23 protein-coding genes are annotated in these 25,951 nt (G+C 66.1%); 10 read left to right on the plus strand and 13 right to left on the minus strand.

Annotated elements, in window-relative coordinates:
• Positions 1-83: 83 nt before the first annotated feature.
• From accC to ACSQ3Q_RS19870, 4 genes are all read right to left on the minus strand, one after another.
• Positions 84-1,433 (minus strand): acetyl-CoA carboxylase biotin carboxylase subunit, encoded by a 1,350-nt coding sequence (gene accC, locus ACSQ3Q_RS19855; RefSeq protein ID WP_436136047.1) that lies wholly within the window; start codon positions 1,431-1,433, stop codon positions 84-86.
• Between the two features lie 168 nt (positions 1,434-1,601).
• Positions 1,602-2,054 carry an acetyl-CoA carboxylase biotin carboxyl carrier protein gene (accB, locus tag ACSQ3Q_RS19860; RefSeq protein ID WP_436136048.1) on the minus strand — a complete coding sequence of 151 codons (453 nt, stop codon included), beginning with the start codon at positions 2,052-2,054 and terminating at the stop codon, positions 1,602-1,604.
• A 147-nt stretch (positions 2,055-2,201) separates the two neighbouring features.
• A complete protein-coding gene (locus ACSQ3Q_RS19865) occupies positions 2,202-2,783 on the minus strand; it encodes a TlpA family protein disulfide reductase (RefSeq protein ID WP_436136049.1) in 582 nt (193 codons plus the stop codon).
• A complete protein-coding gene (locus ACSQ3Q_RS19870) occupies positions 2,780-3,379 on the minus strand; it encodes a hypothetical protein (RefSeq protein WP_436136050.1) in 600 nt (199 codons plus the stop codon). Before ACSQ3Q_RS19870 ends, ACSQ3Q_RS19865 begins: the two co-directional genes overlap by 4 nt.
• A gap of 367 nt (positions 3,380-3,746) precedes the next feature.
• On the opposite strand from ACSQ3Q_RS19870, the gene mpl reads away from it, so the two are divergent.
• Positions 3,747-5,186 (plus strand): UDP-N-acetylmuramate:L-alanyl-gamma-D-glutamyl-meso-diaminopimelate ligase, encoded by a 1,440-nt coding sequence (gene mpl / locus ACSQ3Q_RS19875; RefSeq protein ID WP_436136051.1) that lies wholly within the window; start codon positions 3,747-3,749, stop codon positions 5,184-5,186.
• Between the two features lie 47 nt (positions 5,187-5,233).
• On the opposite strand, the gene ACSQ3Q_RS19880 is transcribed toward mpl, so the two are convergent.
• The 7 genes from ACSQ3Q_RS19880 to ACSQ3Q_RS19910 all read right to left on the minus strand — a co-directional run bounded on the left by ACSQ3Q_RS19880 (position 5,234) and on the right by ACSQ3Q_RS19910 (position 13,628).
• Positions 5,234-5,545 carry a hypothetical protein gene (locus ACSQ3Q_RS19880; RefSeq protein ID WP_436136052.1) on the minus strand — a complete coding sequence of 104 codons (312 nt, stop codon included), beginning with the start codon at positions 5,543-5,545 and terminating at the stop codon, positions 5,234-5,236.
• A 108-nt stretch (positions 5,546-5,653) separates the two neighbouring features.
• Positions 5,654-6,775, minus strand: a complete 1,122-nt coding sequence (locus ACSQ3Q_RS19885; protein ID WP_436136053.1) for a 3-deoxy-7-phosphoheptulonate synthase — start codon at positions 6,773-6,775, stop codon at positions 5,654-5,656.
• Between the two features lie 383 nt (positions 6,776-7,158).
• The gene (locus tag ACSQ3Q_RS19890) at positions 7,159-7,698 is read right to left on the minus strand and encodes a hypothetical protein (protein ID WP_436137040.1); all 540 of its coding nucleotides are present in this window, start codon (positions 7,696-7,698) and stop codon (positions 7,159-7,161) included.
• Positions 7,699-7,845: 147 nt separating this feature from the next.
• On the minus strand, positions 7,846-9,330 hold the full coding sequence (tldD, locus tag ACSQ3Q_RS19895; protein WP_436136054.1) for a metalloprotease TldD: 1,485 nt from the start codon (positions 9,328-9,330) through the stop codon (positions 7,846-7,848).
• 97 nt (positions 9,331-9,427) lie between these two features.
• On the minus strand, positions 9,428-9,766 hold the full coding sequence (locus ACSQ3Q_RS19900; RefSeq protein ID WP_436136055.1) for a YegP family protein: 339 nt from the start codon (positions 9,764-9,766) through the stop codon (positions 9,428-9,430).
• A 191-nt stretch (positions 9,767-9,957) separates the two neighbouring features.
• Positions 9,958-11,145, minus strand: coding sequence for a rod shape-determining protein RodA (rodA, locus tag ACSQ3Q_RS19905; protein ID WP_436136056.1), 1,188 nt, complete (start codon positions 11,143-11,145; stop codon positions 9,958-9,960).
• A 44-nt stretch (positions 11,146-11,189) separates the two neighbouring features.
• A complete protein-coding gene (locus tag ACSQ3Q_RS19910) occupies positions 11,190-13,628 on the minus strand; it encodes a protein kinase domain-containing protein (protein WP_436136057.1) in 2,439 nt (812 codons plus the stop codon).
• Between the two features lie 112 nt (positions 13,629-13,740).
• Here ACSQ3Q_RS19910 and ACSQ3Q_RS19915 point away from each other — a divergent pair, with 112 nt between their 5' ends.
• The gene (locus ACSQ3Q_RS19915; RefSeq protein WP_436136058.1) at positions 13,741-14,325 is read left to right on the plus strand and encodes a YqiA/YcfP family alpha/beta fold hydrolase; all 585 of its coding nucleotides are present in this window, start codon (positions 13,741-13,743) and stop codon (positions 14,323-14,325) included.
• Positions 14,326-14,336: 11 nt separating this feature from the next.
• Here the strand turns inward: ACSQ3Q_RS19915 and ACSQ3Q_RS19920 are convergent, their stop codons facing one another.
• A complete protein-coding gene (locus ACSQ3Q_RS19920) occupies positions 14,337-15,902 on the minus strand; it encodes a PglL family O-oligosaccharyltransferase (RefSeq protein WP_436136059.1) in 1,566 nt (521 codons plus the stop codon).
• Positions 15,903-16,007: 105 nt separating this feature from the next.
• Here ACSQ3Q_RS19920 and ACSQ3Q_RS19925 point away from each other — a divergent pair, with 105 nt between their 5' ends.
• The 5 genes from ACSQ3Q_RS19925 (at position 16,008) to ACSQ3Q_RS19945 (ending at position 21,060) form a co-directional block, all read left to right on the plus strand.
• Positions 16,008-18,083, plus strand: a complete 2,076-nt coding sequence (locus tag ACSQ3Q_RS19925; protein WP_436136060.1) for a ribonuclease catalytic domain-containing protein — start codon at positions 16,008-16,010, stop codon at positions 18,081-18,083.
• 22 nt (positions 18,084-18,105) lie between these two features.
• Positions 18,106-18,966 (plus strand): energy transducer TonB, encoded by an 861-nt coding sequence (locus ACSQ3Q_RS19930; RefSeq protein ID WP_436136061.1) that lies wholly within the window; start codon positions 18,106-18,108, stop codon positions 18,964-18,966.
• Positions 18,967-19,073: 107 nt separating this feature from the next.
• On the plus strand, positions 19,074-19,922 hold the full coding sequence (gene aroE, locus ACSQ3Q_RS19935; RefSeq protein WP_436136062.1) for a shikimate dehydrogenase: 849 nt from the start codon (positions 19,074-19,076) through the stop codon (positions 19,920-19,922).
• Between the two features lie 43 nt (positions 19,923-19,965).
• On the plus strand, positions 19,966-20,700 hold the full coding sequence (gene mtgA / locus ACSQ3Q_RS19940; protein ID WP_436136063.1) for a monofunctional biosynthetic peptidoglycan transglycosylase: 735 nt from the start codon (positions 19,966-19,968) through the stop codon (positions 20,698-20,700).
• Positions 20,701-20,730: 30 nt separating this feature from the next.
• Positions 20,731-21,060 (plus strand): hypothetical protein, encoded by a 330-nt coding sequence (locus ACSQ3Q_RS19945; protein WP_436136064.1) that lies wholly within the window; start codon positions 20,731-20,733, stop codon positions 21,058-21,060.
• Positions 21,061-21,111: 51 nt separating this feature from the next.
• On the opposite strand, the gene ACSQ3Q_RS19950 is transcribed toward ACSQ3Q_RS19945, so the two are convergent.
• A complete protein-coding gene (locus ACSQ3Q_RS19950; RefSeq protein WP_436136065.1) occupies positions 21,112-22,554 on the minus strand; it encodes a cytochrome P450 in 1,443 nt (480 codons plus the stop codon).
• Positions 22,555-22,861: 307 nt separating this feature from the next.
• Between ACSQ3Q_RS19950 and ACSQ3Q_RS19955 the strand changes: the two genes are divergently transcribed.
• The 3 genes from ACSQ3Q_RS19955 (at position 22,862) to ACSQ3Q_RS19965 (ending at position 25,898) form a co-directional block, all read left to right on the plus strand.
• Positions 22,862-23,773, plus strand: a complete 912-nt coding sequence (locus ACSQ3Q_RS19955; RefSeq protein WP_436136066.1) for a helix-turn-helix domain-containing protein — start codon at positions 22,862-22,864, stop codon at positions 23,771-23,773.
• An 87-nt stretch (positions 23,774-23,860) separates the two neighbouring features.
• The gene (locus ACSQ3Q_RS19960; protein ID WP_436136067.1) at positions 23,861-24,634 is read left to right on the plus strand and encodes a lysophospholipid acyltransferase family protein; all 774 of its coding nucleotides are present in this window, start codon (positions 23,861-23,863) and stop codon (positions 24,632-24,634) included.
• Positions 24,635-24,902: 268 nt separating this feature from the next.
• Positions 24,903-25,898, plus strand: coding sequence for a phosphatidate cytidylyltransferase (locus tag ACSQ3Q_RS19965; RefSeq protein WP_436136068.1), 996 nt, complete (start codon positions 24,903-24,905; stop codon positions 25,896-25,898).
• The last annotated feature ends 53 nt before the right edge of the window (positions 25,899-25,951 follow it).

A 25,951-nucleotide genomic window follows, 5' to 3' on the forward strand; every position in this document is an offset into this window, starting at 1 on the left:
AATGAAATGCCGGCCCCCGTTGCCAGAGGCCAGCATATGGATGGAGCACGCAACCCTTGCAGGCCGCGCCAACGCGGGAAGACCTATCGCTTGTGTTGCGACAGCCACTCTTCCAGGTAGTGGATGTTGGTGCCGCCGGCCATGAACTTGGCGTCCACCATCAGTTCGCGGTGCAGCGGCACATTGGTGTTGATACCTTCGATCACCGTCTCGTTCAACGCCGTGCGCATGCGGGCCAGGGCCTGCTCGCGCGTGTCACCGTGCACGATGATCTTGCCGATCATGGAGTCGTAGTTGGGCGGCACGAAGTAGTTGGTGTAGGCATGCGAATCCACCCGCACGCCCGGCCCGCCCGGTGGATGCCATGTGGTGATGCGTCCGGGGGATGGGATGAACTTGTAAGGGTCTTCAGCATTGATCCGGCACTCGATGGCATGGCCGCGGATCTCGATCTGGCGCTGGGTGAACGGCAGTTTCTCGCCCGCTGCAACCATGATCTGCGTCTTCACGATGTCCACGCCCGTGATCCACTCGGTCACGGGGTGCTCGACCTGCACGCGCGTGTTCATCTCGATGAAGTAGAACTCGCCGTTCTCGTACAGAAACTCGAACGTGCCCGCGCCGCGGTAGCCGATCTTCTTGCAAGCGGCCACGCAGCGCTCGCCGATTTTTTCGATCAGCTTGCGGGGAATGCCGGGCGCCGGTGCCTCTTCGATCACCTTCTGGTGGCGGCGCTGCATGGAGCAGTCGCGCTCGCCCAAGTACACCGCATTGCGGTGCTTGTCGGCCAGGATCTGGATTTCGATGTGGCGCGGGTTCTGGAGAAACTTCTCCATGTACACCGCAGGATTGCCGAACGCAGCGCCAGCCTCGGCCTTAGTCATCTGCACGGCATTGACCAGCGCGGCCTCGGTGTGCACCACGCGCATGCCACGGCCACCGCCGCCGCCTGCGGCCTTGATGATCACCGGGTAGCCCACTGCCTTGGCAATGCGGCGGATCTGCACTGGGTCATCGGGCAACTCGCCCTCGGAGCCGGGCACGCAGGGCACGCCCGCGCGGATCATTGCCTGCTTGGCCGAGACCTTGTCGCCCATCGTGCGAATGTTGTCCGGCGTGGGGCCGATGAACTGGAACCCGCTCTTTTCCACACGCTCGGCAAAGTCGGCGTTCTCAGACAGGAAACCGTAGCCAGGGTGAATGGCCTCGGCATCGGTCACTTCAGCCGCAGAGATGATGGCTGGCATGTTGAGGTAGGACAGCGGCGACGGCGCGGGGCCGATACACACTGCTTCGTCAGCCAGCTTGACGTACTTGGCGTCTCGGTCGGCCTCGGAGTAGACCATCACGGCTTTGACGCCGAGCTCACTGCAGGCGCGCTGAATGCGCAAGGCGATCTCGCCGCGATTGGCGACCAGTATCTTTTTAAACATATTCGGTATCCAGGGTACATCGCGCTGCCCGCGACGCTTGAAACAGACTTGTCGCCGCACCGGCGAACGCCGCATGGGGCCCACCCCGCCGTGCTGTCGTCGTCCCGCTTCCCGGCGCCAGCCGGACGAAGCGGAAAGCGGCGCAGCCGCTCAGGGGGTGGCTCCCACTCATTCGATAACGAACAGCGGCTGTCCGTATTCCACCGCCTGGCCGTTTTCGCCCAGGATGCGGGTGACCGTGCCCGACTTGTCGGCTTCAATCTCGTTCAAGATCTTCATGGCTTCGATGATGCAGATCGTCTCGCCTTCCTTCACCTGGCTGCCCACTTCCACAAACGCTTTGGCGCCAGGGCTGGACGAGCGGTAGAACGTGCCCACCATGGGGGACTTGACGATGTGGCCGGTGGGCGCTGCAGCGGCCGGCGCTGGCAGTTCGGCCACCGGGGCGGCGGCTGGGGCAGCAGCCGCCGGGGCCTGCATGGGGGCCGCAACATATTGCTGGACAACCGCACCACCACTCTTGACGATGCGGACTTTGCCCTCGGCCTCGGTGATTTCGAGTTCAGACACGTTCGACTCGGAGACAAGGTCGATGAGGGTTTTGAGTTTTCGCAGATCCATGGAAGCTCCAACGGCTATAAAACTGAATAGGGCGCGAATTTACTCCAATTTCACCCTATTCCCGTCTTCCACGCGCATTTTTGATGAACTTCTGCATCCGCCACAAGGGGCGGGGCAGGCTGAAGAGGGAGCCGAAGGGCTCGCGCGCTAGCGCAATGCCGACCAAAGCTGCAAATCCTGCGGGGTCACCTGCCCCATTTTACGATGGAGCACTTTACCGCTGTCCCCCAGGACCACGGTGAAAGGGAGCCCGCCCGTCAGATTGCCCAGCGAGCGGCCCAATTCGGTTCCTCCCAATCCGGCCAGACCCACGGGAAACTCCAGCGGGATACGCGTGAGGAATTTGCGTACCGCCGAAGGCTGATCGATGGCCAAACCGAGAACCTGCCAGCCGTTCGCGGCATGTTCACGGAAGAAGGCATTGAGCATGGGAAGTTCTTCCACACACGGGGGGCACCAGGTCGCCCAGAAGTTGAGCAGCAGGGGTTTTCCCGCCAGCGACTGGAGGGCAATGGTGCCGCCCTCCGGCCGCTCGAACTCCAACGCCCAAAGCGCTTGCTCTGCCCCACTCTCCATGGCGTGCGGCTGGAACTTCCACCATGCTAGGCCCGCACCGCCCAGTGCGGCCGCGCCGGCCACCCCCGCATACAGCCAGCGCCGGCGCGCGGGCGATGGTGGCAACGTCGGGTCTGCCGCGGCAGACGGCTCAGAAGAAACAGGGATGTTCATGGACTGGCATTTTCCTGCAGCAGGCGGAGCACCGCTGTCATGTCGCCACGCGGTGTGCGGCCTTTGGAGTCAGGGCGCAGGGCACCGCGTAAATCGTCCAGGTCGTAAATCATCAGGTGCACACCGATCATTTCGTTGAGCTCTGGTGACTTGCTGCCCAGGCTCAGCGCTTCCACCGATTCGCCATGGAATCCGGTCACGGTGCGCGGCTCGTAGTCCACGTGGTGATCGATGAGGGCAATTTCTGCAGATTTGGAGTCATCGCAGAACAATTGCAGATAAATGTCCGACAGCCGTGTGGCCGTGCCGTGCCAGACAGCCCCGGCCAGATGGGGGCGAAAGGCGGCCATGCGCTCCATCCAGACCAGCGCCAGCTGCCGCAGCGCCCGCAGTTCGCGTGGTTGGGTGTCCGCGCAAAAGAGGTCGATGTATTCACGCACTGCCGACTCGACCTGGTCGTTGTCCGGTAGGGGTGTGCGTGCGGGCAGGCCCATCTGGCGCAGCGCCCGGCGCTTGGCCGGCCCCCATTCCAGGCCTTCTTCCACCACCAGGCGGGCCGTGGTGTGGGCGATTTCTTCGCTCAGGGGAGTGTGCATGGCAGTGAAGGATGGCTGGGGAACATCACCATTGTGGCCTCAACCGGCGCCGTAGCCATGGGTTGACCCTCAGACCCGCTCAGGTCAGCGTTCCATAATTTCACTTGCTACATTTTTAATAGCAATAAATGATTGATGAATAAGCGCTAGAGCATTATTTGGCTCAAATTTGGCATCACGACCTGGGTGGAAGGTTCCGCCTGAATCTGTCCGCCCGCTCTCATCTGCGCGCCGGCCGGGTTGAACGGCTGCTCTCACCCAACCCCGGGGAGCGCAGCCGCCCCCACCCACCACATTTCACCCCTGACCCCCGCGGGCCCCGGTCCCTAGCCCGGTCGCCATGGGCCGGCTCTTAGAATCTGCGCCCATGCATATACACATACTGGGCATCTGCGGCACGTTCATGGGCGGCCTGGCGGCGCTGGCGCGTGAAGCGGGCCACAAGGTCACCGGCTGCGACGCGGGGGTCTACCCGCCGATGAGCGACCAGCTCCGGGCCCTGGGCATCGATCTGATCGAAGGTTTTGGCGCCGACCAGCTGGCCTTGAAGCCCGACATGTTCGTGGTCGGCAACGTGGTGAGCCGCGCCCGCCTGCCGGATGGCAGCCCCAAATTCCCCTTGATGGAAGCCATTCTGGAAGCCGGCCTGCCTTACACCAGCGGCCCGCAATGGCTGGCCGAACACGTGCTCCATGGTCGGCACGTGCTTGCAGTGGCTGGCACCCACGGCAAGACCACCACCACGTCGATGCTGGCGTGGATTCTGGAAAGCGCCGGGCAGCAGCCTGGTTTTCTGATCGGTGGCGTGCCGCTGAATTTCGGCCTGTCGGCGCGTCTGGGGGCCGCCAAGCGCCCCACCCCCGGCAGCACGACGCTGGGCGAGTCGCCGCTCTTTGTGATCGAAGCCGACGAATACGACACCGCCTTCTTCGACAAACGCAGCAAGTTCGTGCACTACCGCCCCCGCACGGCCGTGCTGAACAACCTGGAGTTCGACCACGCGGACATCTTTGACGACCTCCCCGCGATCGAGCGGCAGTTTCACCACCTGGTGCGCACCGTGCCGCCGTCCGGCAGGGTGGTGGTCAACGGGCTGGAGGAAAGCCTGGTCCGTGTGCTGCACATGGGCTGCTGGAGCGAGGTCAGCAGCTTTGGCGAGGCCGTGAGCGACTTCTCGGCCGACGGCGCGCCCCACGCGTTTGACGTGCTGCACCGTGGCCAACGAACCGCTCGGGTGGAGTGGAGCCTGACCGGTGTGCACAACCAGCTCAATGCGCTGGCGGCGATTGCGGCGGCGCACCACGTGGGCGTGAGCCCTGAGCAGGCCGCGGTGGCCCTGGGCGCGTTTCAGAACGTCAAACGGCGCATGGAACTGCGCGGCACCGTCGGCGGCATTGCGGTGTATGACGACTTTGCCCACCACCCCACGGCCATCCGCACCACGCTCGACGGGCTGCGCCGCAGCATCGGCAAGGGTGACGGGACGCGCATCCTGGCCGTGTTCGAGCCGCGCAGCAACACCATGAAGCTGGGCGCCATGAAGGCCCAGTTGCCCTGGTCGCTGGAGCCCGCGGACCTCGCGTTCTGCCACACGGCCGGGCTGGACTGGGACGCTGCGCAGGCGCTGGCGCCGCTAGGCGTAGGCCCAGGGCAGCGCGCCCAGACGGCGGCAGACATCGACACGCTGGTTCAGCAGGTCTGCGCGGCCGCCCGGCCCGGGGACCACATCGTCTGCATGAGCAACGGCGGCTTTGGAGGCGTGCACGCCAAGCTGCTGCAAACACTACACGCGCTACAAAATAAATAGCATTTAGCGCTTATCCAACAAGCGCTAGATGCCAATTTTTTATCAAATCAGAACGTGACGGCCATGCCGGGTACGTCCACGCGCACCACAGGTTTGGCCAGCGCAGCGCTGGCGGCCCGCGCAAAGTTGAGCGACCAGTCCGGGTCCGCCAGGAGCGGTGCCCCGGCAGCGCGGGCCACGGTCAGCACCTTGTCGGCCAACAGCACCTTGCCGCTGGCACGCAGCGGCTCGCAATCGAGTGCGATGAATTGCTCATCCAGCCAGCGCCGGCCAGCCTCATGACCCATGGGCTCGGCGGACTTCAGGTCAAAACGGAATTCCTGGTGTCCGGCCAGGCGGACGGAGACTTCGCTGTGCATGGTGGCTGCCTTTCTTTTTCTGAGACCGTAGCGCAGGGCCGCGGCGCAACGATTGCGCCTGGCCTAGGCTCCTCAGTTTAGGGCCGCTCGCCGCGGCCCCTCACTGCATCAGAGGGCGCGGCGTGCCGTCACTGCGGCGGACAACTCTGCGAGCGACTGCAGCGAATCGTCCCAGCCCAGGCAGGCGTCGGTGATGCTCAGGCCATAGGTCAGCGCCGCAGCGTCGTCCTTGCCGGGCGTGAACTTCTGCGCGCCCGCCGTGAGGTGGCTTTCGATCATCAGGCCGAAGACGCTGCGCGAACCCCCGGCGATCTGGCCGGCCACGTCGCGCGCCACGTCCATCTGCTTTTGGTGCTGCTTGCTGCTGTTGGCATGGCTGCAGTCCACCATCAGCGTGGCGGGCAGCTTGGCGGCTTCCAGGTCCTTGCATGCGGCGGCCACGCTTTCGGCGTCATAGTTGGGCGCCTTGCCGCCACGCAGGATGACGTGGCAGTCCTTGTTGCCGTTGGTGTTGACGATGGCGACCTGACCATTCTTGTGCACCGACAGGAAATGGTGGCCGCGGCTGGCCGACTGGATGGCGTCGGTGGCGATGCGGATGTTGCCGTCCGTGCCGTTCTTGAAGCCGATGGGCGCCGACAGGCCCGAGGCCAGCTCGCGGTGCACCTGGCTTTCGGTGGTGCGTGCGCCAATGGCGCCCCAGGCGATCAGGTCACCGATGTACTGGGGTGAGATCACGTCCAGGAACTCGCTGCCCGCGGGCATGCCCAGGCGGTTGATGTCGATCAACAGCTGGCGCGCAATGCGCAGGCCTTCGTCGATGCGGTAGGTTTCATCGAGGTAGGGGTCGTTGATGAGGCCCTTCCAGCCGACGGTGGTGCGGGGCTTTTCGAAGTAGACGCGCATCACGATCTCCAGCGTGTCCTTGTACTGCTCGCGCGCCACCTTGAGGCGGCGCGCGTATTCGAGCGCTGCGGCCGGGTCGTGGATGGAGCAGGGCCCGATGATGACCAACAGGCGGTCGTCCTCGCCGGCCATGATGTTCTGGATGTTCTTGCGGGTCTGGGTGATCAGCGTTTCCACCGGCGTGCCGCTGATGGGGAAAAAGCGGATCAGATGCTCTGGAGGAGGCAACACGGTGATGTCCTTGATACGTTCGTCGTCGGTCTGGCTGGTTTTCTCGACGCTGCGGTACCAGGAATCGCTGGTGGGGGTGGTGGAGACCGTCATGGTTGCTTCCTCGTGGAGTCGTTGGGAGAGAGTGAGAGGGAAAGAAAACGGGAGGGCAGAAAAACAAAAACCGCCGGGCTTTGCAGCGTCGGCGGTTGGTATGGGGAGGTGTGTTTGCTTGCGCGTTTTCCTCTCATCCGCCTTGGACTGAGATAAAAAACCAAAAATAAAACGCGCTGCGAACTTGCATGGAGGGCAATGTAGCACAGGACTGCGGCACTGCAGCAAGCCGTGTGCGTTGCAGTTGCGCAACAGACAGATCGCTCAAAACCCCGAGCGTGACGGCTTCAACGCGGTTTTCTCCAAGGTGTTTTTGGGGGGCGCCGCGGTGGCAGCCCACGCATCCAAGGACCTTGAAAAAGAGCCAAGCAGGCCTGCTTTTCTCAGCGCGTCCAGCGGCGAAACCAGTTGCGCAATCGCTGCAATGTGGGCACTGGGCGCCGGCGCTCGGTGTCGGAAAGATCACTGAGCGGGTCGCTCTGGTGCTCGTACATGTCGATGAGCAAAAGAGCCTCGCCCAAGGTGCGCCAGGCCAGCAATTCGAACTGGTCAAAACACGCGCTTTCTTTGGCACTGCGGCGCTCCAGCATCTGCTGCCAGTCTGCCACCGCATGCCGCAGCTCACGCAGCGCACGCTGGTAGGCGCCAAACTCGTAGAGCGCATGCCAGGCAGATCCCAGCCCCGTGAGGAACAACTGGTGCTCGCGCGCGCATTGCGCCAAGCTCACCACACGGCGTGTGATGGCGGCGGTGTCTGTGGTGGTGCGCCGCTCGCGCACGGCATCGTCGATGTGTGTGGACAACGCGCTCAGGCTGTCGCGCAGCTGGCGGGAGTCTTCGTCGGCCACGCCTTCCCGCAGAAAGCGGCTGATGTCTCCGAATGATTGAAGGGTCAGCAGCTGGCTCGGGCGCGTGGCGGGCATGGGTGTCATTTTGCGCTGCAGTACCGGCGCCGGTGCAATTTATGCACGGTTACGCCTCGCCGGTTTGGGCTGCTTGCAACAGCTCCGCGCCACAGGATGCTGGGCGCAGACGAGCCGCCGCCGCCCGCGCACTGGTGCGCAAACCGGTCAGGCGGTTCCGCCCACCGTCAGCCCCTCAATGCGCAGCGTGGGCTGCCCCACCCCGACGGGCACGCTCTGGCCCTCCTTGCCGCACGTGCCCACGCCGCTATCAAGGCGCATGTCGTTGCCGATCATCGTCACCTTCTTGAGCGATTCCGGGCCGCTGCCGATGATGGTGGCGCCCTTCACGGGGTACTGGATCTTGCCGTTCTCCACCCAATACGCTTCACTGGCAGAGAACACGAACTTGCCCGAGGTGATGTCCACCTGGCCGCCGCCAAAGTTGGAGGCGTACAGACCCTTCTTGATGCTGGCGATGATCTCCTGGGGGTCCTTGTCGCCGCCCAGCATGTAGGTGTTGGTCATGCGCGGCATGGGAATGTGCGCGTAGCTTTCGCGCCGGCCGTTGCCGGTGGGCGCCACGCCCATCAGGCGGGCGTTGAGCGAGTCCTGGATGTAGCCCTTCAGGATGCCGTCCTCGATGAGCACATTGCGCTGGCTGGCATTGCCCTCGTCGTCCACGTTGAGCGAGCCGCGCCGGTCAGCAATGGTGCCGTCGTCCAGCACCGTGACGCCCTTGGCCGCCACGCGCTGGCCGATCCGGCCGCTGAAGGCGCTCGAGCCCTTGCGGTTGAAGTCGCCTTCCAGGCCATGGCCGATGGCCTCGTGCAGCAGGATGCCGGGCCAGCCCGAGCCCAGCACCACGGTCATCTCGCCTGCAGGTGCCGGGCGAGACTCCAGGTTGACGAGGGCGGCGTTCACCGCTTCGTCCACGTACTTGCCCATCTGCTCGTCGTCGAAATACGCGAGGCCAAAGCGGCCGCCGCCGCCGGCGGAGCCCACCTCACGGCGGCCGTTTTGCTCGGCGATCACCGTCACGGACAGCCGCACCAGCGGCCGCACGTCGGCCGCCAAGGTTCCGTCGGCGCGCGCCACCAGCACCACGTCGTATTCGCTGGCCAGGCCCGCCATGACCTGGGCCACGCGCGGATCCTTGGCGCGGGCGCGCTGCTCGAGCTTTTCCAGCAGCGCCACCTTGGCCGTGCTGTCCAGCGAGGCAATCGGGTCCACTCCGGGATACAGGCTGCGGCCAGCCGCTATCTTTTTGGGAGCTACTCGCGCTTTACCTGCCTGCGCTGAGGCTGAAATAGACCTCACAGTGCGGGCCGCGTCCAGCAGCGACGCTTCGGAGATGTCGTCCGAATACGCAAAGGCTGTCTTCTCCCCGCTGACCGCGCGCACGCCCACGCCCTGGTCGATGCTGAAGGAGCCGGTCTTGACGATGCCCTCCTCCAGGCTCCAGCCCTCGCTGCGCGTGTACTGGAAATACAGGTCCGCGTCGTCCACCTGGTGCGTGCGGATTTCAGCCAGGGCACGGGCCAGGTGGCTTTCATCGAGACCAAAGGGGGTCAACAGCAGTTCGCGGGCAACATCAATGCGCTGGCTGGTCGCCGCGCGCTGGGGGGCGGCAGTGGGGGTGCGGAGGGTCATCGGCACATTTTAGGCGCGCAGCCCGTGCCCCCAGAGCACCGCCTCACATGCCCCTGCGCCACCGTGGTGGACCCACCGCCAGCGGAAAGCTGTGTGCTCAGGCCGCAGTCTGGTCGTCCACGCCGGCTTGTGGGGCGTGGTCCTGCACGGATTCGATGCCCGCATCGCGCGCCTTGGCGCCCCCATACATCTGGCTCTGCCCGATGACCTGGCCGTTGCCCGCCTTGAGGGTGAAGTAGGGCGACCCGTCCTTGGCGCTCAGGCGCCCGAACCGGCCGTCCTGCGGCGCGTGCTTGCGAACCGACTCAATCCCGCTCAGCGCACTGGCGCGGGATTCGTACAGTTCACTGGTCAGGATGACCTGACCATTGGTGGCCAGCAGGTTGAACACAAACTTGTCGTTCTTCGACTTCTTCAGCTCGAACTTCGCCGCCATGGGATGCCCTCCGGTTGCACTGGACAAGGAACGCAGGAACAGGCGATTTGTACCCTGCCGCGGCGGCGAGCGCAACGCATGAGGTCAAGGCGGAGGGCCGCAAGTGCCGCGGCGCCCGGAACGGTTTCCGGACCACCGTTTGGCAAGAAGGCACAGGGCGCAACAGCGCGTCAGCGCCAGTCGCCAGCCCGCTACGCCGACGAGCCCAGCAGCGCAGGCCGCGCATCTTTGGAATCCTGCTTTTGAGCCCGCGCCACCGACATCAGAATGCCCAGCGCCATCCCCAGGGTCACCATGGCGGTGCCGCCGTAGCTGATGAACGGCAGTGGCACGCCCACCACCGGCAGGATGCCGCTGACCATCCCCATGTTCACGAACGCATAGGTGAAGAAGATCATGGACACCGCGCCGGCCATCAGGCGCCCGAACAGGCTGGTCGCGCCCACCGCGATCGCCAGGCCCCGCCAAACCAGCATCAGAAAACACACGTTCAGGAACAACGTGCCGACCAGACCAAACTCTTCGGAAAACGCCGCAAAGATGAAGTCGGTGGTGCGCTCGGGAATGAACTCCAGGTGGGTCTGCGTGCCGGCCATGAAGCCCTTGCCCCACACGCCGCCTGAGCCGATGGCGATCATCCCCTGGATGATGTGAAAGCCTTTGCCCAACGGGTCCCGCGTCGGGTCGAGCAAGGTGCAGATGCGCTGCTGCTGGTAGTCGTGCAGGATCGACCAGCGCACCCCGTCTGCGCACAGCTGGTCGCCCAGCAGCACCAGCGTGAAGATGCCCAGGCCGCCCAAAAGCACGGGCGGCAGCACCAGCTTCCAAGGCAGCCCCGCAAAGAAGATCACCGACAACCCCGCCGCCAGCACCAGCAACGAGGTGCCCAGGTCCGGCTGCTTCATGATCAGGCCCACCGGGATCGCCAACAGCAAAGCGGCTGCCGCAAAGTCGAGCGGGCGCAGCGTACCTTCGCGCTTCTGAAACCACCAGGCCAGCATCAGCGGCATGGCGATCTTCAAGATCTCGCTGGGCTGAATGACGATGCCGACGTTGACCCAGCGCTGCGCGCCCTTTTTGGTGATGCCGAACACAGCCACAGCCACCAGCAGCGCGACGCCCGCCACATACAGCGGCACGGCAAAGGCCATGAGTTTCTGCGGTGGCACCTGCGCCACGACGAACAGGATGCCTGCGGCAATGAGCATGTTGCGCCCATGGTCCATGAAGCGCGTGCCGTGGTCATAACCCGATGAATACATGGCCAGCAGCCCGGCGCAGGCGAGCAGCAGCACGATCATGAGCAGGGGTAAATCGAACCCGCGAAACAGGGGGAGAACACGCTGGGCGAGCGTGGGCTTTTCAAAAACAACGGCCATCGCGAGATTATCGGGCCCCGCAGCCTGCGTGCCGCGCCGCGGGGTCAACCCGCCTGGCGAAAGGCCATCACCGCCTGGTTGCGCAGGGTGCGTAACAGGCCCAGGGCCTTGTCATCCACCACGATGCCCCCTGCAGTGGACTGGTCAGCGTAGATGAGCGCAAACGCCTGCCCCTTGATCTGAAGCGGCAGCAACAGGAACGACGGCGCATTGATCCCCGTGCGGTACCACTCGGGCAACCGGCCCTGCATCTTGGGTTCCGTGGCGTCGTTGATGAGGGTGTCAGCGCCGCGCAGGCACACAGCGGCAAACAGGTCGCCCGGGGTCTTGAGCGGCACGCGCATCGCCCGCACCGCGGCTTCGCTGCCCTCGCCCAGGCCGAATCGCCCCGTCAGCAGATCGGTGCGCGCCTCGCGCAGGCAGAACACCATGCGCCGGAACCCCAGCGCGCGGAACATGGTCTCCAGGATCATGCGCAGCACGTCGTTGAGCTGAAAACTCTCCACCATGGCATTGGTGATGTCCTGGATGCCGGCTGCTAGCACCTCATTGACCTGGGCTACCGACACCGCGCCACCCGCCTGCGACTCCAGCACGGCCGGCAGGGGCTGTGTTTCGTTGGCCCGCAGTTCGTGCGATCCCAGGGGATCGTCCTGGGCGACCGCAGCACCTGCCGCGGGCGGCAGCTTCAGGAGCCGGGCGGCGGGCGCGCCGGGTTCAACGTGCAGGTCCAGCGCCTCGGCCAGCTCCACCAGCTTGTGCCGGGCCCGCAGAGTGGCGTCGGCAATGGCCTCGGCCGACAGCGCCAGCGTGCGGGAATAGCGGGTGCCGATCTGGGCCAGGCGCCCTTCGAGCAAGCCGGGCTCGCTCAGCAGCATCGTGCTGGCCACCTCGTTGGCAGCCATGGCGGCCCACCGCAGCCGCTCCGGCCCCTGCTCCGGCGCGCGTTGCATGGGCGAGCCCATGGGCTTGCGCATGCAACGCTGCAGGCTGTCGGGCAGCCCCCAGACCCGGGCCACGCCCACGCCCAGATCTTCGAACCCCAGGCCCAGCACCTGCAAGGCGGCAGACTCCTCGCCCCCTTCCACGCGGCCGGAAGCGACCAGGCTGCGCACCTGCCGGGCTTCTTCAGGAAAGTAGAACTCGCACAACATGCGTCCCAGGCTCTGGAACATGGCGCAGATGAACGCTTCTTCCGCCCCCTGCGCCGACGCACACAGCTCGGCCGCCACAGATCCCGCCATCATTGCGCGCAGGAACTCCTCGCGCATCTGGCTTGCATGGGTCTTGTCCTGCATGTGGTCGAGCAGCACCAGGCTCAGCGCCATGTTGCGCACGGCTGTAAAGCCCACCAGGCTCACCGCGCGCGACACGGTGCTGATCGTGCCGCGTCCGGCATGGGCAAAGTGCACGCTGTTGACCAGCCGCAGCAGCTTGTTGGTCAGGGCGACATCCTTCAGGATCTCGTGCGTGAGGTCGCTGATGCTGTCGTCTTCGGAATTGGCCACGCGCTGGATGCGCGCGACGGAGTCGGAAAGCGCCGGGAAGTCGCTCTTGTGGCGCATGCGCCGCAGCAGGAAGTCGAGCGTGGCATTGCTGGCGGCAGTGGGCGCACTGGCCGGCGCAGCCCAGGCGCGCAGGGCATCGCGAAACTCCGCGGCCGAGGCGTAGCGCTCGCCAGGCTCGCGGGCCATCGCACGCTGCAGGATGGCGCGCAGCCCATCGTCCACCCCCGGCCCCAGGTCCGGCGGCAGTTGCAGGGGCTCATTGGCAATGCGGTACAACGCCTGCCAGGTGTCTTTTTGGTGGATCAGTGGCTGGCCGGTAAGCATTTCCACCAGCACCAGCGCGGCCGAATACACATCCATGGCCGGTGCGGGCGACGCCCCGGACGCGGCCTCGGGCGCCAAGTAGGCCGGGGTGCCGCTGGCCAGTTGGGCATCCGGCTGGGCCTGGACCGGCGCGGCCATGCCGAAATCCATCACCCGCGCGTGGCGCTGGGTGTCGATCATGATGTTGGACGGCTTGAGGTCGCGGTGCACGATGCCGGCCTGGTGCGCGGCCTGCAGGCCATCGAGCACATCCACCATCAGAGCCACCGCATCGTGCGGGGTGCACCGGCCCTGCTGCGCCAGGTGTTCGGCCAGTGTCTTGCCGGGTACGTATTCAAAAACGATGTAGGGCTGGCGCCCCTGCACATCGGCTTCAAACACCGGCACGATAAAGGGGTGCGCCAGGCGGCCCACATGCCGCGCCTCGCGCAGCCACTGCTCAAGTACCGAGGGGTCCTGGTCCTGCACGGGCCGCATCAGCTTGATGGCCACCTCGCGCTGCAGCCGCGGGTCGAGCGCGAGCCAGACGGTGGCCTGGGCACCTCGGCCCAGCATCCTTTTGAGCTCGAACCGGCCCACCGAAGCCGGTGGCTTTTCGGCGGTTCCCAGGGCCCAGCGTTTGGCGGTAGAAAGCGGGGCAAAATCGGTCATGGTGGGGATCAATGCAGCGGGGCCTTCGGCACGGCGCCCATGCCAATCATCTTAGGCCCCGCATGTCCCCTTTCGCAGCAGTGATTCCCCTGCCCTGTTGTTTTCCCTCTCCATGACCACCACCCATCTTTTGTACCTGCACGGCTTTCGCTCGTCGCCCCAGTCGGCCAAGGCCCGCCAGATGGCAGCGCACGTGGCGCGGCACCACCCCGGGGTGACCTTCTGGTGCCCGCAGTTGCCGCCTTCGCCCCAGGCTGCCATGGCGCTGGTGGCGCAGGGTATTGCCGACTGGTCTGGTGAGGCAATGGGGGTGGTGGGCTCGTCGCTTGGAGGTTTTTACGCCAGCTGGGTGGCGCAGCACAAAAGCTGCGCGAGCGTGATGCTCAACCCCGCCGTCCACCCTGCCCGCGACCTCACGCGCTACATCGGCGAACAGACCACCTGGCACGATCCGGCCGAGCGGTTCTACTTTCGGCCGGAATACATTGACGAGCTGCGGGCTCTGGACACCTCCGCCCGGCCGCCGGCAGCCCGCGAGATGGCCGTCATTGCCAAAGGCGACGAGGTGCTGGACTGGCGCGAGATGGTGGCGCGCTACACCGCGGCGCGGGTGGTGCTGCTGGAAGGCGGGGAGCACGCGCTGTTGAATTTCGAGGAGCACCTGCCGGCTGTGGCGGAGTTCCTGGCACTGGCCTAGCGCGCCCCGGCTCAGCCCGGCGCCGACGCGGCGGCGGCCCGGCGGCGAAGCCACCGTTCGTGCTCGCTCGGGTACGCCAAGCGGTAGCGCCGGGTGTGGAAGGCGGCCTCGTCGGCTTTGCCCAAGGCGGTGGCGCTTTCAATCAACGCTTCGATGACACGCGGCTCGGGCGAGTAGTGCAGCAGCTCGTGGGCCAGCGTATTCATCCGGCCAGCGTTGTCGGGGGTGAGCGCCATGGTGGTCAGGCGCGCGAAGTCCAGCTGGGCAGAAAACAACACGGAACGGGTGACCTTGGCCTGCGTATCGTCCCGGTAGGCCGCCGCGCGCTCGTTCGCGGGCTTGTACAGCTGGCTCACGCGGTGGTAGTCCCACACGGCAAACGCGCACACAGCCCAGATCAGCAGTGCGCCCGCCACACCCGCCCAGGCCCCGCGCGCAGTTGCCGCGGCCTGCCGGGGCCACAGCAGCAGCGCCAGCGCCGCCAGGGTCACGATCTGAAACGGGCCATACCAGAGCGGGTACTCCAGCAGGCTGTGCAGGCCGATGATGGCCAGCACGCCCCACGCCAGTTGGCGCGCGGGCTCGGTTTCGCGCCAAGGCTGGCTGTACAGCACCCAGCCCAGCACGCCGCCACACAGCGCGGCGGCCGCAGGCACACCCAGCTCCACCGCCAGGTGCAGGGGCAGGTTGTGCGCGTTGTCCAGCAGCACACAAAAACGTTCCCCAGCGAACGGCGTGACGTAGTGCGCATAGTCGAGCTCGCCCCACCCCCAGCCGAGCCAGGGCTTCTGCGCGATGAGGGTGAGCATGTTCGACCACAGCACGCGCCGGCTGGTGCAGGCCCTGGGGTCGCCCGCGAAGCGATGGAACAGCGCGTCGGCCCGCACGCCCTCCAGCCGCCACAGCAGCTCGGGCAGCACCCAGGCCGCGGCCACAAACAACAGCAGCGCCGCCAGCGCCAGGCGCAGTGAGGGGCCTGCGCCCGTCCGTCGCCAGCACACCACCAGTGCCACGATCAGCAGCCACTGCACAGCGCCGGTGCGCGATGCGGTCGCAGCCTCGGCCAGGGCCATCCAGGCCACTGCCGACACCACCAGCATGCTGCCGGCGCTGGCCAGCCAGCGCCGCCGCGAAGAGAGTTCCGATGGGTCACCCGAAGGCGCGCTCCAACGGGCACTGTGCAGCGTCCACCACAGCAGCGCCCACAGCGCCAGGCTCAACAGCGACGCCTGCTGGTTGCGCTGCCGCAGGCTGCCGGCCGCCTGCCCGGGGGCCGACGCCGGAACCAGCGGCGCCAGCCCGGGGTCACCGACAAAATATTGGGCGAGGCCAATCACGCTGGCCACCACGCCCGCCAGCGCCAGGCCCCAGGCCAGCCGCCGCGCCCATTCCTGGCGGCCCGGGCGTCCATCCACTCCCGGCCACGCGGCCTGCACTGCGGCCACCAGGAGCAGCACAGCGCCGCACACCCACGACGCCAGCATCGGCCAGAAGTTGGCCGTGGGCGAATCGGTAAAGGCAAAAAGAAACGGCAGCGCCACCGCAATCACGAACAACGGTGCAACGGAAAAGGGCATCTCAGCGGTGGCAGGCGGGTGGTGGGAGGGCCGGGCGTGGCGTGACGGGGATCATAGAGGCAGGCCCGCCCAGGCCGGCCACCCGCCCATGGGACAATCCCCGCCATGCATGCACTGTTTGAAGAAGCCGGCAAATTCATGGCCGGCCGTATCCTGTCGGAGGCCGATACCTCGGCCCAGGTCGAGCTCGATTCCGGCAAGCGGGTCAAAGTCAAGGCCGCCAACATCCTCCTGAAGTTCGAAAAACCGGCCCCTGCCGAGCTCATCGCCCAGGCGCAGGCCGTGGCCGAGTCCATCGAACTGGACCTGGCCTGGGAATTCGCGCCCGACGACGAGTTCGGCTTTGCCGACCTGGCACGGGACTACTTCTCGGAAAACGCCACCCTGGTCCAGCAGGCCGGCGCCCTGTTCAGGCTGTACGACGCCCCGCATTACTTCCGCCGCGCGGGCAAGGGCCGGTTCAAGAAGGCATCGGCCGAGATCTTGCAGCAGGCGCTGGCCGGTATCGAGAAGAAAAAGGCCCTCCTCGCGCAGATCGACGAGTGGGCGGCGGCGCTCGGACGCGGCGAATGCCCGCAGCCCATCCGCGACCAGCTCTACAAAATCCTGTTCAAGCCCGACAAGAACGCGCCCGAATACAAGGCCGTGGTCGAGGCCAGCCGCGCCACGCACACCGCGCCGCTGGATCTGCTGCAAAAGGCCGGCGCCATCGACTCGGCCTACCAGTTCCACTGGAAGCGCTTTTTGTTCGAGAACTTCCCCAAGGGCACCGGCTTCCCGGCCGTCACGGCGCCCGCCATTGCGGACGAGCTGCCGCTGTCCACCGCGCAGGCCTATTCCATCGACGACTCGCAGACCACCGAAATCGACGATGCGCTGTCGGTGCAGGGCCTGGGCACCGGCACCGTGGTGCTGGGCATCCACATCGCCGCACCCGGCTTGGCGATCCAGCCGGGCAGCGCGATTGACCAGTTGGGCCGCGCGCGTTTGTCCACGGTGTACATGCCGGGCTACAAGATCACCATGCTGCCCGACGATGTGGTGCAAACGTACACGCTCGACGAAGGCCGCGCCAACCCGGCCGTGTCGCTGTACGTGACCATCGACGAGGCCACGCTGGAGTTCAAGAGTTCCGAAACCAAACTGGAGCGGGTGCACGTGGTCGCCAACCTGCGCCACGACCAGCTCGACAGCGTGGTGACGGAAGAATGGCTGTCCAACCCGGGTTTTGAGCATCAAAACGACCCCCAGCGCTTGTCTGACCTGCGCCCACAGCTATCATTTTTGCACCGCTTGGCTAAAGAGCTGAAAGCCCGCCGCGAAGTCGTGCGCGGCAAGCCCGAGAACTTCAACCGGCCGGACTACAACTTCCGCCTGGTCGGCAACAACGGTGCCGAGCCCACCGGCGACGAGCAGGTGCAGATCAGCGTGCGCCAGCGGGGCGCACCGCTCGACCTGATCGTGGCCGAGGCCATGATCGTGGCCAACAGCACCTGGGGCAGCTGGATGGCCGAGCTGGGCGTGCCCGGCATCTACCGCAGCCAGGCCAGCATGGCGCCGGGCGTGAAGGTGCGCATGGGGACCAAGGCGCTGCCGCATGCGGGCATCGGCGTCAAAGCGTATTCGTGGGCCACGTCGCCCCTGCGCCGCTACACCGACCTGGTCAACCAGTGGCAGATCATTGCCTGCGCGCGCAACGGCAAAACCGCCGCGCTGGCCGCGCCCTTCAAGCCCAAGGACGCCGATCTGTTCTCCATCATCAGCAGCTTTGACGGCGCCTACAGCGCCTACAACGGCTACCAGGCGGGTATGGAACGCTTCTGGACGCTCAAATATGTAGAGCAGAACGGCATCACCGAGCTGAATGCCACGGTCTTCAAGGAAGGCCCCGGCGGCAGCTTCCTCGTGCGGGCAGACGACATTCCGCTGGTCTTCCCGGTGCTGGGCGCGCAGAACCTGCCGCGCGGCGCGCGTCTCAAGGTCAAGCTGGGCGAGGTGGACGAGATCACCCTGGACATCCACGGCACCGTGATCGAGCGCCTGGACGACCCGACCGACGAGAGCGATGACGGCCCGGTGGATGACGAGGCCGATGACGAAACTGTCGCCGGCCCCATCGCCATTGCAGTGGATATGGACGAGGCGCCCGCCGACGCCGCGGCGGCAGCGACCGCCCCCTGATACCCCCTGATAATTGCCGGCGATGAAATTCCCCGCCTTCCTCCGCACCTTGAGCACGCTGCAGCTGGCGCTGGGCATCTCGGTGGCTGTGCACGCCGCGCTGATTTCGGTGCGCTTCATCGACCCCGAGGGCTTTAACCGTGTCTTCCAGGACACCCCGCTCGAAGTCATCCTGGTCAACGCCAAGTCGAACGAGCGCCCGGACAAGGCCCAGGCGATCGCCCAGTCCAACCTGGCAGGCGGCGGCGATGCCGAGAAGGGCCGCGCCACCAGCCCCCTGCCCTACTCGGCGCTCACGGCCATCGGGGATGATTTTGAGGAAGCGCAGCGCAAGATGGACGCGATGCAGGAGCAGCAGTCGCAACTGCTGGCCCAGCTGCGCAAGCAGCTCGCCACCCTGCCCGAGCCCGACCCGCGCAAGCCCAGCCAGAGCGCCGAGCAGGTCGCAGAGCAGGAAAAGCGCCGCCAGCTCGTCAAGCTGCTGGCCGAGATCGAAAAGCGCATCAACGAAGAAAACTCGCGCCCCAAGAAGCGCTACATCAGCCCCGCCACGCGCGAAGAGGCCTACGCCATCTACTACGACGACCTGCGCCGCAAGGTGGAGGACAAGGGCACCGAGAACTTCCCCGAACAGGCCGGCAAAAAGCTGTATGGCGAGCTGACGATGATCGTCACCGTCAACCACGATGGCCGTGTGCTGGAGACCGAGGTGGTGCAAAGCTCGGGCAACGCCACCCTGGACCGCCGCGCTGAGGCGATTGCCCGCGCCGCCGGGCCGTTTGGCAGCTTTGGCGCCGACATGCGCAAGAAGGCCGACCAGATCGCCATGGTGGCGCGCTTCAAGTTCACCCGGGACCAGACGCTTGAAACCAGTGTGAGATAGCCACCCCGAGCCGCTGGCCTTGCCTTTGCTTCCGGGGACGAGGCCCGTGGGGCAAGATCCTGCGCCACCTCGGCGCGCCCCGCACGATGCACGCAGCCCACAAAAAAATGACGACTTCTGCCAACTCTGCCGATCTGTACTGCGTGATGGGCAACCCGGTCGCCCACAGCCGCTCACCTGCTATTCATGCCCGCTTTGCCGAACTGACCGGCGAGTCCATCGCCTATGAACGCCGCCTAGTGCCCATGGACGGCTTTGCCCAGGGCGTGCGCGAGTTCAAAGCGCATGGCGGGCGCGGCTGCAACGTCACGGTGCCATTCAAGATCGACGCGCCGGGTTTGGCCACTGCGTGCAGCGAGCGCGTGCAACTGGCGGGCGCGGCCAACACCCTCAGCTTCCGCGCCGACGGCAGCATCTACGCCGACAACACCGATGGCCTGGGCCTGGTGGCCGACATCACCCGCAACGCCGGTGTCTCGCTGGCGGGGCGCGACGTGCTGCTGGTGGGCGCAGGTGGCGCCGCTGCCGGCGTGCTGGGCCCGCTGCTGCTGGCCGGGGCGCGCCATATCACCGTGGCCAACCGAACGCTGGCCAAGGCCGAGGCGCTGGTGCAATCGCACAGCGCACTGGCCATGCTACAAAAATCAGAGCTATCAGCCCTACAACCACAAGCGGTAGAGGCCGATTTTGATGTAATTATCAACGCCACAGCCAGCAGCCTGGCCGGGGCCGACGTGCCCGTGGCGGCGCACGTGCTGCGCCCCGGTTGCCTGGCCTACGACATGATGTATGGCCCCGCCGCCCAGGGTTTTCTGGACTGGGCCCGCCGCCACGGCGCTACGCCGCGCGACGGCCTGGGCATGCTGGTGGAGCAAGCCGCCGAAGCCTTCCTGCTGTGGCGCGGCGTGCGCCCGCCATCGGCGCAGGTGCTGGCTGAAATGCAGCAGGTCGTCTGAGCAGACCTTCGCAGTACAACAACAGGACACAGGAGACACCGCAATGAAAGCCGTGCTGCGCTGGCTGGGACTGGTGGTGCTCGCCTTCGTGGCACTGCAGCTGTTTTTTGTGGTCCGCATCGCGGCCATGGTGGTCATCGACCCCGAGTCCACCAGCTTCCAGCGCTCGGAAGCCTGGGCCCAGTTGTCCACCACAGGCCACGTACGCTGGCGCCAGCAGTGGGTGCCGTATGCAGAAATTTCCGACACCCTCAAGCGCGCCGTGATCGCGTCAGAAGACGATGGTTTTGTGAGCCACGACGGCGTGGACTGGAACGCCATTGAAAAAGCCTGGGAACGCAACGCCCGGGCTGAAGCACTGGCCAACAAGGCACAGGCCCGCGCCCCGGACCGCCCGCAGCGCGCGCCCAGGATCCGGGGCGGCTCCACCATCACGCAGCAGCTGGCCAAGAACCTGCTGCTGTCCGGCGAACGCACACTGCTGCGCAAGGGGCAGGAGTTCGTGCTCACGCTGCTGCTGGAGCAACTGCTGAGCAAACAGCGGATCCTGGAGATCTACCTCAACAGCGTGGAATGGGGCGAAGGCGTGTTCGGCGCTGAAGCTGCCGCGCAGCACTACTTTCGCAAAAGCGCCAACCGGCTGAGCACGTCCGAGGCAGCCCGCCTGGCGGTCATGCTGCCGGCCCCGAAGCGGTTTGAGAAAACGCCGGGGTCGGCGTATCTGGCCGGGCGGTCGCGGACGATCCTGGCGCGCATGGGGAGTGCGGAGCTGCCGTGACCGCTCCGATGCCGAAGCGAGAAACCTGCAATGAAACTGACGCGGACTGAGCTTTGGGTTGCAGCTATAAACGTCGCAATGGTTGTGATCTTTAGCGCGTGGGGCCTTGGGATCGCCTATGGCGCAATTCCGCACTCTGCCTGCTGCGGCGTTGCAGACCACGCCGAGAAGGCGCTGGCAATACTGAACTTCCCTTCATGGGTGCTCTCGGCGCTTACCGCAAAGGCCCTCTGTGACCAGGACTTCATCGCATTCACCACCGTCAAGCAATTGATGTGGGTCGCCCTCTGCACACCTCAATGGTGGGCATACATCGCCGCCTTCAGGTTTTTGAGTAACCGGTGGCAAGCCTCCCCGTAGGAGCGATCCGGCTTCATCTCCCTCGGCGGCGGATTCAAACGACCAAAACCTCTACCCGCGTCGCGCCAACCGCAGCATCACCGGTGCATCCGGCCGCAAAGTGACATGCAGCTTGGGCGCACACGCCACCGCCGGTTCCGGCAACTGAAGGATGTACCGCTGCAGCAGCATCGCCGCCAAAAGCGTCATCTCCAGCATCGCAAAGTGCTGGCCAATGCACACGCGCGGGCCGACGCCGAATGGAATCCACGCGCCCTTGGGGATGGGCGGGGTGCCATCCAGAAAACGGTCCGGCACGAATTGATCGGGTTGCGCAAACCAGCGCGGGTCGCGGTGCAGCACCCACGGCGTGATGCGCAGCATGGCGCCCTGGGGCACGTCCACGCCAGCCAGCGTGATCGGCGCTGTGGTGCGCCGGGTCATCAAAGCCGCCACCGGAGGGTACAGGCGCAGCGCCTCTTTGAGCGTGGCACTGAGAAACGGCAGCTGCGCCATGTGCTCGGGCCCGGGCGTGTGGCCGGGCGGCAGCACGCTGTCCACTTCGGCCTGCGCGCGCTGGGCGGCCTCGGGGTGTTCGGCCATGAGGCGGCTCCACCACAGCAGGGCCGTGGCGCTGGTTTCGTGCCCGGCCTGGAAGCTGACCATGCACTGGTCGAACACTTCCTGCCGCGACAGCGGCTCCCCAGTCGTCTCGTCGCGCAGCGCCAGCAGCATGTGCAGCAGGTCTGTGCGCAGCGGTATGCCGGGCTTGCCTTGATCTTGCTCGCGGGCGTCGATATGCCGCCACACCAGCCCCCTCAATGCCTTCAAGGCGCGCCGCTTGGCGGATTTGCCTGGCAAGGGTAGCCAGTCGGGCAGCGTGAAGAGCAGGAACATCTCGCGAAACGCGGTGGCCGACAGGGTCTGCGTGGCCCAGGCGGCATCGCGGGCATCGGCCTGGGCCGATTCGCTGAACAGCGTGCGCAGAATCACATCCATCGCCACATCGGTCCAGAGCGTGTCCATGGGCACCAAGGCCTCGGTTTGGCCTGCAGGCACCGCAGCATCCAGCGCGCTGCTGGCCGCATCGGTCATCAGCTGCGCGTAGCCCGCCACCCGCTTGGGGGTAAAGGCCGGCATCAGCATGCGGCGCTGGCGCTGCCAGGTGTCGCCTTCGGTGACAAGCACACTCTGGCCAAACACCTGCTCGAACACGGCAATGCCGCGCTCCCAGCGGATCATCTGGTCCGCGTGGGTCACCAGGGCTTCGCGCACCAGGTCGGGCGACAGCAGATCCCAGGCGTCCTCTTTGCCCAGGCGCATGCGGGTGAGGTCGCCGTGGTCGCGCTGCAGGCGCGTGACAAAACCCAGGTAGTCGGCGCGCATCTCGCGCAGCAGGGGCAGGCCCCACCAGCGGCCAGACGGGCCGCGGGGTTGTGCGGCCGGCTGCGGGGGCGCAGGGTGTGTCGACGTGGCGGGGGTTGTGTGGGCCGGTGCGGTGGTAGTGGGGTTCATGCCGGCATGGTGCAACGCAGCAACGCGCGGGTATTGAACGAATTCGACATCGCGGCCCAGGCGCTAGGAGCCTGCGCGGCAGAAGGCATCGAAGCGACACGCGCGAAAACCGAGGATCGTGTGGTGCTACCGACAAGCCCAGGGTGAGCCCCTGGGCGCAGGAGGCAGGACTGCACGAGACCGGTTTGTCGCGCGTTGCAGCCGATGTTCCTTCTGCCGTGCAGGCTCGTAGCGCGGCGGAATGCATCCAAGCGACACGCCGATGTTCCTGCTGCCGCGCAGGCTCCCTGGCCTACACTCGCGCCGCATGGCAACCCTGGTCCCCCTTTCTCCACGGCAGCCCCCGGGGCTGATCCCCTCGGGCGAGCTGTGGCTCCCGCGCGCCACCCTGGCCGCCTGTGTGCGCGGCACCATGGTGCGCAGCACCGTGGGCCATGCGCTCAGCGATGCCGAGCGCATCAACCGTTTTCCGGCCACGCCGCTGTGCAGCCTGAGCTGGTGGTTTGAGGGCCGCAGCGAACGCCTGCTGCCCCCTCGCCCCGACACCATGGCCGACCTGGACAGCCCGCGCGAGCCCATCCCGGGCAGGTGGGTGCTGGCCGGCCCGCAGACGCGGCCATCCACCAGCTACTGCGCCGAACCCACGCACGCCATGATGGTGATGTTGATGCCCGATGCGCTGTACCAGCTCACCGGCCTGGAACCCGAAGCACTGACCGACCGCATGGTGGACGCGCAAACCCTGCTGTCGCCCGACTGGCTGGCGATGTGCGAAGCCGTTCAGAACCAGAGCGACAACGCTGCACGGATGCAGTGCCTGGAGGATTTCCTGGAGCCCCGCTGGCAGGCCTGCCGCCCCGTGGCGCCGCTGCAGACGCAGCGCTATGGCGACTGGGCCATGCACCTTGCACAGCGCGCCGCCATGTCGGCCCCGGGCCGCAGCCTGCGCCAGCTGGAGCGCCGCATCAAGCGCTGGGCCGGGCTGCCGCTGCGCGAGCTGCGCGGCTTCGGCAAGGCGGAGCAGGCGTTCTTCGACACCGTCGCGGCCGACGCCGCCGATGGCAGTGTGAAGTGGGCCGACGTGGCCGCCGGCGCGGGCTTTTCCGACCAGTCCCACCTGTGCCGCGTCACCCGCCGCATCACGGGCTATGCACCGCAGGCGCTGTATGAAGGCATGTATGGCAACGAGGCGTTCTGGGTGTACCGGCTCTGGGTGTAGCCGGTTTCGCTGAGGTGCGCGGTAGTGGCCCAGCCTGGGGGCGGCGCCGCGTCAGACCCCAGCACCTCGCCACGTATCATCGCCGCCATGCTTGCCAAGTTGATGAGTATTCTTTTGCTGGGGATCGTGCGGTTTCTGACCGGCTCCCAGGCCCGTTGGTATGGTTGCCCGCCGAAGGCCGAGCAACGCATCTATTTCGCCAACCACCAAAGCCATGCCGACATGGTGCTGATCTGGGCCGCGCTGCCTGAGGAGCTGCGCAGCATCACACGGCCCATTGCGGCCAAGGACTACTGGACGAAAACGCCGTTTCGCCAGTGGATCACCACGGCGGTGTTCAACGCCGTGTACGTGGACCGTCAGGCGGCGCCCGCGCGGCCCGCAGCCCCCGCGGTCACCGAGCCCGCCGGCCCGCTCGGCGCTACGCCCCCATCAGTCAGCGATGCCGACACCGCAACGGCCGGCGGCCCGGATCCATCGCCTGAAGCGCCGCCACGCGCACCCACTCCCGAGGAACTGCGCGCCGCCCTACCCCCGTCCGACCCGCTTGCGCCGCTGGTGCGCGCACTGGAGAGCGGCGACTCCATCGTGATCTTCCCTGAAGGCACGCGCGGCCATGGCGACGAGCCGCAGCCGTTCAAGTCGGGGCTGTACAAGTTGGCGCAAATGTTCCCGCAGGTGGTGCTGGTGCCCGCCTGGATCAACAACGTGCAGCGCGTCATGCCCAAGGGCGAAGTGGTGCCCGTGCCCATCCTGTGCTCGGTGACGTTTGGCGCACCCGTTCAGCTCGAAGCCGGCGAAGAGCGCCGCCCTTTCCTCGACCGCGCACGTCGCGCGGTCATCGCGTTGCGGGAAGTGTGAGCATGATGACGACAACCCCCACGCTCATCGCTTCGCGTATCGCTGCCCCCCGAGGGGGCGCGTCGTTGCCTTCGGGCGGCCGGGCGGCAACCATTCCAAGAGCCCCCACGCTCATCGCTTCGCGTATCGCTGCCCCCCAAGGGGGCGCGTCGCTGCCTTCGGGCGGCCGGGCGGCAACCATTCCAAGAGCCCCCACGCTCATCGCTTCGCGGATCGCTGCCCCCCAAGGGGGCGCGTCGTTGCCTTCGGGCGGCCGGGCGGCAACGACATGAACAACAACTTCCTCCGCAACCTCACCGCAACCCAGCAGATCGGGGCGCTATTCCTGGTGGTGTTTGGCATCCTGTCCATCGTCACCGTGTGGGCCTTTGTGCGCAATCTGCGCGAGCATGCAAGCGACGACCCGGAGTCTGAAGCGCGTGTCGTGGAGGCCAAGCGCTTCTGGGGCCTGCTCAAGACCTCGTGGATGATGGCCACCGTGTTCTGGGTGGGCTGGGTGCTGGGCGAGACCGTGGCCACCGTGCTGTTTGCCATCGTGGCGTTTTTCGCACTGCGCGAGTTCATCACGCTGTCGCCCACCCGGCGCGGCGACCACCGCAGCCTGGTGCTGGCGTTCTTCGTGGTGCTGCCGCTGCAGTTCTGGATCGTGGGCAGCAAGCACTTCGACCTGTTCACGGTGTTCATCCCGGTCTACGTGTTCCTGGCCATCCCGGTTGTGAGCGCGCTGGCCAACGACCCGCAGCGCTTTCTGGAGCGCAACGCCAAGCTGCAGTGGGGCATCATGGTCTGCGTGTACGGCATGAGCCATGTGCCGGCGCTGCTGCTGCTCGACTTCCCGGGTTATCGCGACAAGGGCGCGTTCCTCGTGTTCTTCCTCGTCTTTGTGGTGCAGACCTGCATGGTCGTGCAGCACCTGCTGGGCCGACGCTTCCCCCACAAACCGGTGGCGCCGCAAGTGAGCCAGAGCTTTCAGTGGGTGAGCTGGCTATCCGGCGTTGCGGCTGGCGGGCTGGCGGGGGTGCTGCTCACCTTCATCACCCCCTTCAAACCCGGCCAGGCGCTGGGCATGGCCCTCCTGGCCTGTGTGGCCGGCAGCCTGGGGCATCTGGTGATGAAGGCCCTGAAGCGCGACCGCGGCATCACGAGCTGGGGCATGCAGGGCATGTCGGTCACCGGCGCGGGCGGCTTGCTCGACCGCGTGGACGCGCTGTGCTTTGCAGCGCCGGTGTTCTTCCATTCGGTGCGCTGGTACTTCGGACTTTGAGCCAAATTGGCCGCCAGCGCTTTATCTACAAGCGCATACAGCTATTGAATTGA

This window comes from Acidovorax sp. LjRoot129 (genome assembly GCF_964253765.1).
GTDB lineage: Bacteria > Pseudomonadota > Gammaproteobacteria > Burkholderiales > Burkholderiaceae_C > Acidovorax.